Origin of the sequence: Bradyrhizobium macuxiense, from assembly GCF_001542415.1 — a bacterium.
Taxonomy (GTDB): domain Bacteria; phylum Pseudomonadota; class Alphaproteobacteria; order Rhizobiales; family Xanthobacteraceae; genus Bradyrhizobium; species Bradyrhizobium macuxiense.
The window spans coordinates 206,208-217,902 of the sequence record NZ_LNCU01000072.1; the positions used below are offsets into that span (position 1 = coordinate 206,208).

General features: G+C 63.4%; 11 protein-coding genes and 2 tRNA genes. 10 read left to right on the plus strand and 3 right to left on the minus strand.

The genetic code is table 11. The annotated features are described in order from the left end of the window. Positions 1-13 precede the first annotated feature (13 nt). Together AS156_RS21165 and AS156_RS21170 are read left to right on the plus strand one after the other, a co-directional pair. Positions 14-745 (plus strand): tRNA-uridine aminocarboxypropyltransferase, encoded by a 732-nt coding sequence (locus AS156_RS21165; protein WP_066508265.1) that lies wholly within the window; start codon positions 14-16, stop codon positions 743-745. Positions 746-847: 102 nt separating this feature from the next. Continuing rightward, positions 848-921, plus strand: a tRNA-Cys gene (locus AS156_RS21170). 43 nt (positions 922-964) lie between these two features. Here AS156_RS21170 and AS156_RS21175 read toward each other — a convergent pair. Continuing rightward, complete coding sequence (locus AS156_RS21175) at positions 965-1,147, minus strand: hypothetical protein (protein WP_066508266.1); 183 nt, start codon at positions 1,145-1,147, stop codon at positions 965-967. 348 nt (positions 1,148-1,495) lie between these two features. Then, the gene (locus AS156_RS21180; protein ID WP_245312995.1) at positions 1,496-2,035 is read right to left on the minus strand and encodes a TetR family transcriptional regulator; all 540 of its coding nucleotides are present in this window, start codon (positions 2,033-2,035) and stop codon (positions 1,496-1,498) included. Between the two features lie 462 nt (positions 2,036-2,497). Here AS156_RS21180 and AS156_RS21185 point away from each other — a divergent pair. The 7 genes from AS156_RS21185 to AS156_RS43425 all read left to right on the plus strand — a co-directional run bounded on the left by AS156_RS21185 (position 2,498) and on the right by AS156_RS43425 (position 9,931). Beyond that, positions 2,498-2,572, plus strand: a tRNA-Asn gene (locus AS156_RS21185). A gap of 134 nt (positions 2,573-2,706) precedes the next feature. Further along, positions 2,707-2,886, plus strand: coding sequence for a hypothetical protein (locus AS156_RS21190; RefSeq protein WP_066508267.1), 180 nt, complete (start codon positions 2,707-2,709; stop codon positions 2,884-2,886). 136 nt (positions 2,887-3,022) lie between these two features. Continuing rightward, complete coding sequence (locus tag AS156_RS21195; RefSeq protein ID WP_066508268.1) at positions 3,023-3,688, plus strand: protein-L-isoaspartate O-methyltransferase family protein; 666 nt, start codon at positions 3,023-3,025, stop codon at positions 3,686-3,688. Positions 3,689-3,910: 222 nt separating this feature from the next. Beyond that, a complete protein-coding gene (locus AS156_RS21200; RefSeq protein WP_066508271.1) occupies positions 3,911-5,293 on the plus strand; it encodes a TolC family outer membrane protein in 1,383 nt (460 codons plus the stop codon). A gap of 311 nt (positions 5,294-5,604) precedes the next feature. Then, positions 5,605-6,354: a PopZ family protein gene (locus AS156_RS21205; RefSeq protein ID WP_066508359.1), complete on the plus strand. Its 750-nt coding sequence runs from the start codon at positions 5,605-5,607 to the stop codon at positions 6,352-6,354. A 134-nt stretch (positions 6,355-6,488) separates the two neighbouring features. Further along, a complete protein-coding gene (locus AS156_RS21210; protein ID WP_066508273.1) occupies positions 6,489-9,356 on the plus strand; it encodes a valine--tRNA ligase in 2,868 nt (955 codons plus the stop codon). 323 nt (positions 9,357-9,679) lie between these two features. Further along, positions 9,680-9,931, plus strand: a complete 252-nt coding sequence (locus AS156_RS43425) for a hypothetical protein (protein ID WP_066508275.1) — start codon at positions 9,680-9,682, stop codon at positions 9,929-9,931. A gap of 15 nt (positions 9,932-9,946) precedes the next feature. Here the strand turns inward: AS156_RS43425 and AS156_RS21220 are convergent, their stop codons facing one another. Beyond that, complete coding sequence (locus tag AS156_RS21220) at positions 9,947-10,558, minus strand: DNA-3-methyladenine glycosylase (RefSeq protein ID WP_066508277.1); 612 nt, start codon at positions 10,556-10,558, stop codon at positions 9,947-9,949. Positions 10,559-10,690: 132 nt separating this feature from the next. Between AS156_RS21220 and lipA the strand changes: the two genes are divergently transcribed. Next, positions 10,691-11,650: a lipoyl synthase gene (gene lipA, locus AS156_RS21225; RefSeq protein ID WP_066508279.1), complete on the plus strand. Its 960-nt coding sequence runs from the start codon at positions 10,691-10,693 to the stop codon at positions 11,648-11,650. Positions 11,651-11,695 lie beyond the last annotated feature (45 nt).

The window sequence follows — 11,695 nt, forward strand, 5'->3', positions numbered from 1 at the left end:
GTATAGCGGACCTATGTCGGACCCCACCGAAACAAAGACTGATCTTGTTGCCGCACCGCTGGAGGACTGCCAGTGTTGCGGCAAGCCGTTGCCGCTGTGCATCTGCGACAGCGTCACGCCGATTGAGAGCCGCATCCAACTCCTGATCCTGCAGCATCCGCAGGAGCAGGACAGGGCGCTCGGCACTGCGCGGTTGACTGCGCTCCATTTCAAGAACGCGGTGGTGCGGATCGGGCTGTCCTGGGCGAGCCTTTCCAAGGCGCTCGGTCGGCCGGTGGCCGATCCTTCGCGCTGGGCGGTGCTCTATCTCGGCTCGGCCAAGGTCGAGGACCTCGATACCGATGCCGAGATCGTCGCCATCAACCGCAAGGGCGAGCTGGAGCCTGGCCAGCGCGGCATCCTCGCCGACATCGAGGGCATCGTGCTGCTCGACGGTACCTGGAGCCAGGCCAAGGCGCTGTGGTGGCGCAATGCCTGGATGCTGAAGTGCCAGCGGGTGATTCTCGGACCGAAACGGCCCTCGCGGTACGGCCAGTTGCGCCGGGAACCGCGGCGCGATGGCCTGTCCACGATCGAGGCGGCGGCGCTGCTGCTGGCGGGACTGGAGAAGCGGCAGGACATTGCGGAAACACTGACCGCCAGTTTCGAGCGGATGCTGGCGAAATTCCGCGAAGTTCAGGCCAAAATGCCGGAACTGGCACCGAAACCGAAGAAGCGGGACTACCGCAGGCGCAAGCGGAGCTAGGGCCTGCGGTTACGTCAACCAGGGCCAATTGGCCCGAAGGGGCGATTGCGGTCCGGCTCGGTTGCCTATCGGAGAGAGGCCGTATATGAGTGCGGCGCGTGGGGCCACGTGGCGGAGTGGTTACGCAACGGTCTGCAAAACCGTGTACACCAGTTCAATTCTGGTCGTGGCCTCCACCCATCTCCTCAATGATTTGCAATCGATAGCTGAGACGCTGCCTTAGCTGGCGGCGTACCAGCCTTCGGGAAACGGAATCAGCGGCCAGGGCGCCTGATTGTCATTGGCGGCGCGCGGCGGCGGCTGGATGCGGGGCAGGGACTGGGCCAAAAAAGCCTCCTCGGAACCAGGCGCGACGGCCGTTCGCACGGCGTCCAACAACAGATCAAATTCCACTTCGCTCATCGCGCTCTCCGGGGTTCGAGAGCGCCATGGTTGCAAAACTGTCTTGTGTCTGGATTGAGCGGATCGTTCGAATTTTAGCTAAAAAACGCCGACGTCCGGCCCGGTGAAATAAACTGCTGATAACTCCCGCCCGGAACTTAAGGTCCGTCAGCCTTGGACCTGCTGTGAGAGAAATCACATTCTCAAAAAATCTGTTCGCGCAATCCCGCCGATGCCGCCTCCGGCGAACAGCTCTAGGGAGACGCGACCATGAAGGCAAGCTGCGGATGATTGTCGGCGATCACAACTCGCGCCCGTCGTGGTGCAACTCGGCGAACACGGCGTGACAACCTCGTCCATCGCGAAGCGCTAGCGCGACCAATCGGCGGTGTTCGAGCAGCAAGACCGTACCATCAGGCCAGCTTGGCCAGATCGCGTGGCAGCATGGCTTTGAACAGCACCAGCATCTGCTGAGCCTGCTTCGGGGGCAGCGTGATGGGCATGATGCATGGTGGCGGCGATCAACGTCATGATCAGGTGAGAATACGCCGTGAGGGCGGCCGGCGGAGTGCCCGGCGCAATGCGCCTGATAGTGTCGGACAACAGGCCTGACAGGAAGGTCATGTCCTCGGCGTCGATTTTCTGCAGGGCGCGGTCGGCTCGCGTCGCCTGCCAGATGTTGCGCATCACCGGCTCGCGCATGAAAATGTCGTAGTAGCTATCGACGACGCGGCAGAGCGCCGGATGCACGTCGCGCACTGTTCTCACCGCAGAAAGGTCGCGGCGCACGCACGCGCGCCCGACGGAATTGTAGCGCTCGGCCAGCGTGCCGATGATCGCGGCCTTGTCCGGGAAGTATTGATAGAGCGAGCCGAACGCCACGCCGCTGCGTTCGACAATGTTGCTCACGCTCTACGTCGCCGGGATGTTCGTGATCCCAATCGTTTTCAACGTGCCGGTCAACGACCAGCTTGCGGCCACCGACCCCGCAACCAGTGCGGGCCGCACCTGTGTAGGCACGTTACCTGACCGAGTGGACATTCTGGAATCACGTGCGGACGGTTGCGTCGACCGCGGCGACGGCGCTGTTCGTTGCGGCCGTCGCCGCGAGATAAGAGGGGCCTCGCATCCAAGTCCGCTGGCGCCCGACTAGGAATCAGGGCGCCGCCGGGGCGCGGATCCTGAGCCTCCTCGAACGGCGCTGCGGGGGAGGCGGAGATCGCGTCCGGCCCCCTACGTGCCCGGGCAAACCCTTGCCACGCAGTCATTTTCCATATCCTGCTAAAGTTGCCCGGAAGCGCCATTTCGTTCTTTGCAAGGCCGAAAGGCTTTGTTATACGCTGCCCCCTCGCGAACAATTGGTTCGCCTATTCCTCGGTAGCTCAGCGGTAGAGCATTCGACTGTTAATCGAATGGTCGCTGGTTCGAATCCAGCCCGGGGAGCCAGTTTTTGGCCCCATCGACACGTCCCAATCGCCGTTCACAAGCCCGTGGCCTGTTACAGACAGGCAAGATTCGTCGTTAAATCGACTTAAAACTTGTCGATCTTTCCTCTCGCCGGCGTTTGAGAGGTGATTTTCATGTCCGATATCCTGATCGATCTGTCGTCTTCACAGCCGACGCTCGTTCCCAGCGATGTCCCCGATATCAGCGACGATGAATGCCTGCGCCGGCTGGCGAAAGCCGTCGAGGAGCATGATTCCGAACATCTCGACGAGGTGGCCCGCCTGATCAGCCGGCTCGCCGTCACCATCGAGTAAACGGATGCCGCACGGCGCCCTGCGGCACGGCCAGGCGCGCCAGCGCCATGTTGCGTTTTGGCGGAGCTTGTTTCAAAAGGTGGCCCTGTTCTAGCTCCCCCAGCGGCTACGCCGCGCGACTTGCAGGGTCCCGCCAATGTCCGGTTTTTCGGCCGCGCGCCAGTATATGGTCGATGGTCAGGTGCGTCCGAGCGACGTCACCGATGAGCGAATCCTCGATGCCATGCTCACGATCCCGCGCGAGGCCTTCGTGCCGGCTGACAAGCAGGCGCTGGCCTATCTCGACCTCGATCTCGACGTCGCCGAAAGCGGTGCCACCAAGCGCTACCTGATTCAGCCAGCGCTGCTCGCCAAGATGCTGCAGGCGGCCGACATCAAGAATAGCGATCGCGTGCTGGTCGTCGGCTGTGCGACCGGGTATGCCGCCGCGGTGGTGGCGCGCTTCGCCGCGCAGGTGAGCGCCACCGAGAGCGATCCCGCCCTCGCGGCGAAGGCGACCGCGGTGTTGACGCAGCTCGGCATCCAGAATGCCTCTGTGAAGTCCGCGGCTGCGGCCGATGGCGATTCCGACGGTGCGCCGTATGACGTCATCGTCCTCAATGGCGCCACCGAGATTATCCCGACCGGTCTCTATGCCCAGCTCAAGGAAGGTGGCCGGCTGGTTGGGGTCTTCGGCTTGACGCAGCCGCCCCGGGTCAATCTGGTGACTCACTACCACGACGATTTCGGACATCGCGAATTGTTCGACGGCACGGCCCCGGTTTTGCCTGGATTAGGACGGCTTCCCGCGTTCGTCTTCTAGGCGCCTCCAACCGTTACCGCGCTGCACACCTGATAAAATCCCGTTCGGAATCAGAAGTGTGGCCCGTTTGCCCCACGTGAAGAGTTTCCGCTGTGTTTCATTGCGGGGTGGTTCCGTTGCCCCTAGCTGCAGACTAAGGTGAGGCGGGACTCACTTCGTCTGAAGCGGCGCCCGGCTCGTGTGCAGGAGCTCGGCGACTACAAAATGAATGGAATTTCGGGGATGCATGGGGTGAAGGTTATCACCGCGGCTGCGATTGCGGTCCTTATGTTGGCTGAGATGGGCCCTGCGCCCGCATTGGCCGATACAATCGAGGCCGCATTGGTGCGGGCCTACCAGAACAATCCCCAGCTCAACGCGCAACGCGCGCAAGTGCGGTCGATCGACGAAAACGTGCCGCAGGCCCTCTCGGGCTATCGTCCGAGGGCCTCACTGACCGTGAGCGGCGGATATCAATATACCGACGAGCAATTGGGTCCGCACACCGATCCGATCCATGGCACCCAAAACCCAGCCAGTGTGGGCCTGACGGTGAACCAGTCCCTGTTCAATGCGCAGACCGCACCCAAGGTACGCGCCGCGGAAAGCCAGGTGTCATCGGCGCGCGAGGGCTTGCGCGTGCTGGAGCAGTCCGTGATGCTGCAGGCGGCGCAGATCTATATGGATTACCTTCGCGATGCCGCGATCGTCGAGGTCCAGCGCAGCAACACGCGCGTGCTCGAGCAGACGCTGAAGCAGACGCAGGACCGCTTCAATGTCGGTGAAGTGACGCGGACAGACGTCGCGCAGTCCGAGGCGCAACTCGCGGCCGGCAGGACCCAGCAGCTCCAGGCCGAATCGAATCTCACCACGACGCGATCGAACTTCCGTCGCATCATCGGCAACGAGCCGGAGAATTTGGCGCCGGGTTCGCCGGTTGATCGTTTCCTGCCGAAGACACTGGCAGCTGCCGTGGAATTGAGCCTGACCCAGAACCCGAACGTGACGTCGGCGATGTATGGTGTCGATATCAACTTCCTCCAGGTCAAGGTCAATGAGGGCGCGCTGTTTCCGACGGTTGGGCTGCAGGCGAATGTCACCCAGGGCTACCAACAGCAGTTGTCGGTGAACCGCGCCTTCAATGCGGCGGCATCGGTTAATGTGTCGGTGCCGATCTATCAGGGCGGTGCCGAGTATTCTTTGATCCGGCAGTCCAAGGAATCGCTTTCGCAGCAGCGCCAGGTTCTGGAGCAGACCCGGAACCAGGCTCGCGCCGACGTCGTCACCGCCTGGGGCCAGTTGGTCGCCGGCAAGGCCCAGGTGGCATCAGCACAATCGCAGGTAACGGCCTCGGAGATCGCGCTGAACGGCGTGCGCGAAGAAGCCAAGGCCGGCCAGCGCACCACGCTCGACGTGCTCAACGCACAGCAGGCTCTCGTGAACGCCCGCAACGCGCTGGTCACTGCACAGCACGATCGCGTCGTGGCCTCCTACAACGTGCTGAACGCGATCGGACGGCTGTCGCCGCAAGTGATGGGCCTCAAAACCAACGTCTATGACGCCAGCGTGCACTATCAGCAGGTGCGTGACAGCTGGGCCGGCGTTCGTACGCCCGACGGCCGCTAACCGCCACATCAACGTCGCCTGACGCGCCTAGTTTGTGGTTCTGAGTCAATCAGGACCACAAACAGGCGCGTTTGCTTGCAATCGATAAATGGCCTGACGTACCGTTTTGTCGGGCAGCAAGGCGATTCGCGGCACGGCCGATGGCATGACGCGACAGTGGGTGTCACGGGCGGCACGAGCCTGCGCGCAGCCTCTGGTGGGCTTGATCTGGGGACAAGTCGGGCGTGAGTGACGAAAATCTCAGCCTGCAAATTCGGAACCGGCGAATCCTCCTGGGCTTGATGTAAAATGGTTTCGATGTGGAGTCGGCGATGACGCAACCTGCAAAGGTCCAAGAGCCCTCGATGGAGGAGATTCTGGCGTCGATCCGTCGCATCATTGCCGACGACGAAGCGAAGCCAGGTGCTGCCGAGAAGCCTGCTGCTGTTGCTGCGCCGCCGGCGCCCAAGGTCGAGCCGCCACCACAGGCCAAGCCTGCCATGAAGAGCCCTCCGCCAGCAGCGGCCCCTGCCGCGAAGACTGCCCCGCCGACTCCGCCGACAGCAAAACCTGCACCGTCGCCGGCACCGGCAGCGAGCAACAGCCAGGACGATATCGATTCGCTTCTGGCCAGCCTCGACGAGGCGACGCCGCCAGCCGATATCAGGGCTTCGCAGCCCGATGGCGACGTGTTCGAACTCACCGACGACATGGCGCTGCCCGAACCCACGCCGGTTCCGGAAGCGGCCCCTTCGTTCCGGAAAGTCGAGCCGGAGGACGATGTCGAATTCGCGGACGCCTCCGCACGGATGCGAGCGCCGATCCATGAACCGGTTCGGGAGCCGCCGCCGATCGACACCGCTTCGATGCAGCCGATCATCTCCGGAAGCACGATGCGGGCGGTGGAATCCGCCTTCAATTCGCTGGCCAATACCGTGCTCAGCAACAATGCCCGGACGCTTGAGGATCTGGTCAAGGAAATGCTGCGGCCGATGCTGAAGGCGTGGCTGGACGATAATCTGCCCGGGCTCGTCGAGCGGATCGTCAAGGCCGAGATCGAGCGGGTGTCCCGCGGACGATAAGCCTGGCCGCAGGGCTTGCGGCCCTCATTCAGCCACCCAAACTTGCCCTAATCGCCGTTTCCGCCTGCCGGTCCGGTTGACTTGGCTCGTTCGGGCGGCTTTCTAGCCGTTTCCATGGTTCAAATCGCATTGTCATGATCGAGAAAAACTACCAGCCCGCCGATATCGAGCGCCGGATGTCCCAGATCTGGGAGGACAGCGGCGCGTTCAAGGCCGGACGGCCCGAGCGCACGGACGCCGCGCCTTTCACCATCGTGATCCCGCCGCCGAACGTGACCGGCTCGCTGCATATGGGGCACGCGCTCAACAACACGCTGCAGGACATCCTGTGCCGTTTCGAGCGGATGCGCGGCCGCGATGTGCTGTGGCAGCCCGGTACCGACCATGCCGGTATCGCGACCCAGATGGTGGTCGAACGCCAATTGATGGAACGGCAGGAGCCCGGCCGGCGCGACATGGGCCGCGCCAAGTTCCTCGAGCGGGTCTGGAAGTGGAAAGCCGAGAGCGGCGGCACCATCGTCAACCAGCTGAAGCGGCTTGGCGCATCCTGCGACTGGTCGCGCGAGCGCTTCACCATGGATGAGGGGCTGTCGCGCGCCGTCGTCAAGGTGTTCGTCGAGCTGCACCGCCAGGGGCTGATCTACAAGGACAAGCGTCTCGTCAACTGGGACCCGAAGCTGCTCACCGCGATCTCCGATCTCGAAGTGCAGCAGGTCGAGGTCAAGGGCAGCCTCTGGTACCTGCGCTATCCGATCGAGGGCCGCTCGTTCAGCCCCGAGGATCCCAAATCGTTCATCGTGGTCGCGACCACGCGTCCCGAGACAATGCTCGGCGACACCGCGGTTGCTGTGCATCCCGACGACGAGCGCTACACCGATCTCGTCGGCCAACACGTGATCCTGCCACTGGTCGGCCGCAAGATTCCGATCGTCGCTGACGACTATTCCGATCCGGAAAAGGGCTCGGGTGCCGTCAAGGTGACGCCGGCGCACGACTTCAACGACTTCGAGATCGGCAGGCGTCACGGCTTGCCGCAGATCAGCGTGCTCGACCAGGAGGGCTGCCTCAACCTGGTTGGCAACGAGGATTACCTGCGCGGCTTGCCCGAGGGCGCCGCGGAGTTTGCCGAGGAGTTTCACCACATCGAGCGCTTCGCCGCGCGCAAGAAGATCGTGACGCGGCTCGACGAGTTCGGATTCCTCGAGCGGATCGAGCCCAACACGCACATGGTGCCGCATGGCGACCGCTCCGGCGTCGTGATCGAGCCCTATCTGACCGACCAGTGGTACGTCGACGCCAAGACACTGGCGCAGCCGGCGATGGCGGCGGTGCGTTCGGGCGAAACCACCTTCGTGCCGAAGAACTGGGAAAAGACCTATTTCGAGTGGATGGAGAACATCCAGCCCTGGTGCATCTCGCGTCAGCTCTGGTGGGGTCACCAGATCCCGGCGTGGTACGGGCCCGACGGCAAGGTGTTCGTCGCCGAGACCGAGGAAGAGGCGGTCGGCAATGCACTCGGCTATTACGCCGAGCAGGAGGTCATCACGCCGGAGCAGGGTCGGGAGATGGCGCTCGACCCCGCCAAGCGCGAGGGCTTCATCACACGCGACGAAGACGTGCTCGACACCTGGTTCTCGTCGGCGCTGTGGCCGTTCTCGACGCTCGGCTGGCCTGACGATACGGTCGAGGTGAAGCGCTATTACCCGACCAGTACGCTCGTCACAGGGTTCGACATCATCTTCTTCTGGGTCGCCCGGATGATGATGATGGGCCTGCATTTCACGAAGCAGGCCCCGTTCTCGACCGTCTACATCCACCGTCTCGTTCTTGACGAGAAGGGCTCGAAGATGTCGAAGTCGAAGGGCAACGTCATCGACCCGCTCGGCGTGATCGACGAATACGGCGCCGACGCGCTCCGCTTCGCGCTGACCCGGGAAGCAGCGCAGGGCCATAACATCCGCCTGTCGCCGCACCTGGTCGAGACCAACCGCAATTTCGCGACCAAGTTCTGGAACGCCTGCCGCTTCGCCGAGATGAACGAGTGCGCGAAGGCGGACATTTTCGATCCGAAGGGCGCGAAGGAGACCTTGAACCGCTGGATCGCACATGAGACCTCGCGGGCCACCCGCGAGGTGACCGAAGCGATCCAGGGCTATCGCTTCAACGATGCCGCCGGCGCGATCTACCGCTTCGTGTGGAACGTGTTCTGCGACTGGTATCTCGAGCTCGCCAAGCCCGTGCTGATGGGCGAGGAGGGGGCGACGAAGACCGAGACCCGCGCCATGATCGCCTGGACGCGCGACGAGATCCTGAAGCTGCTGCATCCCTTCATGCCGTTCATCACTGAGGAGTTGTGGGCGGTGACGGCCAAGCGCGACGGCCTGCTGGTGCTCGAAGCCTGGCCGCGCAAGGCGACCGCCCTGAGCGGCGAAGAGCTGGCGTCGATGGCATTGGCAGGGCCGAATGGTGAGATCATTCCGCCCGTCATTGCGGCACTCGACGCTGACGACTTCAGCGATCCGGCGGCGGAAGCCGAGATCGGTTGGGTGGTCGACCTCGTCACCGCGATGCGCTCGGTCAAGGCGGAGATGAACATCCCGCCGTCGACGCTGACGCCGCTGGTGATTGTGACGACCTCCGGGGAGACACGGGACCGCGCGCAGCGTTGGAACGACACCATCAAGCGCCTTGCGCGGCTGTCGGATATTTCGTTCGCAGACACCGCGCCGGAAGGCGCTGTGCAGCTTCTCGTGCGCGGCGAAGTCGTCGCGCTGCCGCTGAAGGGCGTGATCGATCTGGCCGCCGAGCGCGCGCGACTTGAGAAGGAACTCGGCAAGGCCGACGCCGACATCAAGCGCGTCGATGCCAAGCTCGCCAACGAGAAATTCGTCGCCAATGCGCCGGAAGAACTCGTCGAGGAAGAAAAGGAAAAGCTCGAAGCCGCGCGGGAGCGCAGGGCAAAGATCCTCGATGCACTCGAGCGTCTCAAGAAGGCTTCATAACGGCGCGGATCAAGGCGATGCTGTATCACGTCTCGATCACGGTCTCCGACATCGCCGCCGCGACGATTGGCTCGGCTATGGCGAGCGGGCGCGGCCGGACTGTCCGGACCGCGTCTATCTCTCGATCAGCAAAAGTCCGAAGCCCGAGGAGGCGTTCGGCCGGCACTGGTGCTTCAAGGCGAACTCGCGCACCGAGGTCGGTGCGTTTTGGGACGCAGGCGTCGCCGCCGGCGACACGACGGTACGCCGGGGCTGCGTGATTATCATCCGTCCTACTTGCGGCGCTCCTGCGTGTCTGCCGCCTGGCCTTCGCCAAGCGGCCATTGGGGAGCGAAGCCTATCTGGAGACGGTCGGCTATCATCTCGTCGGACTGCCCGAGGTCTATGTCGCCAAGACCTACGGCAGCGAGCGCGAGGTGGTTGCCGTGATGGACGACGTCGGCGATGAACTCGCGCGGCGCGGGGTGGAGACGGTCCTCAGCGATCGCAAGGCGCGGCTCTCCCACGACTCGTCTTATCAGCCCGATGATTTCAAGTTCAATCCATATGGGATTGTGCACATCGATCGGCGCTGACTGGCCATCTGCATTTTACCGCGCAAACGGCTTGCTGAGGAATTTCGATCCCTTCACCCCGTAACGCCAGGGCAACTCGACCGCCTTGGTGATGCCGATTCGCACGCCGGTGACGATGTCAGGTGTTTCGGCGCGCGCATAGAGCGCGAGCGGCGGACGGTCGAGTGCCAATTCGCTCTCGGCGATCGTGATGCCGAGCGCCTCGCAGAGCTTGCCCGGCCCCGAGCACAGTGCGCGGACATCATCCAGTCCGCGCCGCCGGGCCATGGCGGCAATCCCGTGGGTCGGCTCCAGCGCGCGGATCAGCACGGCACTGGCCGTGCCGGCCCCCTCGCAGACGAAATTCACGCACCAATGGATGCCATAAGAGCGGTAGACGTAGGAGAAACCCGGCGGACCGAACATCACCTGGTTGCGCGGGGTGGGCCCGCGGTATGAGTGTGCTGCCGGCTCGCCCTGATGATAGGCCTCGACCTCGACGATGATGCCGCCGACGCCATTGACCAGGAACGTGGTGCCGATCAGGTCGGGTGCGACTTCATGGACGCTGCGGTCAAAGAAGCTGCGTTTCAGCTGCTTGCCGAGACGCGGCGCAGTCGCTCTGGTCGATTTGGGTTTTTGAGCCATTTTCAGCTGAGAATCGGGGCGGAACGGACCGAAAGACTGCCAATATATCGGGCGGTCTGCTAGGGTCGTGGGCCGGGTTGCGAGCCGCGCCAACACGGATTAGCTAAGGTCTCTCGCGACTTGCAGGCACCTATGGTCACTATCGTCGATACAATCTCAACCACGCCGGTCCGTCCGCGGCACCCCGAAAAGGTGAACCGGCCGGACGCCGTGTCGCCGCCGAAGCCGGACTGGATCCGCGTCCGCGCGCCGAACACGCGCGGCTATGCCGACACGCGCCGGATCGTCAAGGAGAACAGCCTCGTCACGGTGTGCGAAGAGGCGGGCTGCCCCAATATCGGCGAGTGCTGGGACAAGAAGCACGCCACCTTTATGATCATGGGGGACACCTGCACGCGGGCCTGTGCGTTCTGCAACGTCAAGACCGGCATGCCGGCCGCGCTCGAGGCCCACGAGCCCGACTACGTTGCGGAAGCGACCTTCAAGCTCGGCCTGACCCATGTGGTTGTAACCTCGGTCGACCGCGACGATCTCGCCGATGGCGGTGCCGAGCATTTTGCGCAAACGATCCGCGCGATCCGTGCCCGTTGCCCGACCACCACGATCGAGATCCTGACGCCGGATTTCCTGCGCAAGGACGGCGCGCTGGACCGCGTGGTCGCGGCCAAGCCCGATGTGTTCAATCACAATCTGGAAACCGTGCCGTCGCGTTACCTCACGGTTCGCCCCGGTGCGCGCTATTTCCATTCGATCCGGCTCCTGCAGCGGGTCAAGGAAATGGATCCGACCATCTTCACCAAGTCGGGCATCATGGTCGGCCTCGGCGAGGAGCGGCACGAGGTGTTGCAGGTGATGGACGACCTGCGTTCGGCCGAGGTCGATTTCCTGACTATCGGCCAGTACCTGCAGCCGACCCGCAAGCATCATGCCGTGATGCGCTACGTGACGCCGGACGAATTCGGCGGCTATGAGCGCGTCGCCTATACCAAGGGATTCCTGATGGTGTCGGCGAGCCCGCTGACGCGTTCGTCGCATCACGCCGGCGAGGATTTTGCGAAACTGCAAGCGGCGCGCGTGGCTCGCGGCCGCTAAATACTAGGCAGCGGTGACCATGCGTCATCGCGCTCCATCGTTTCA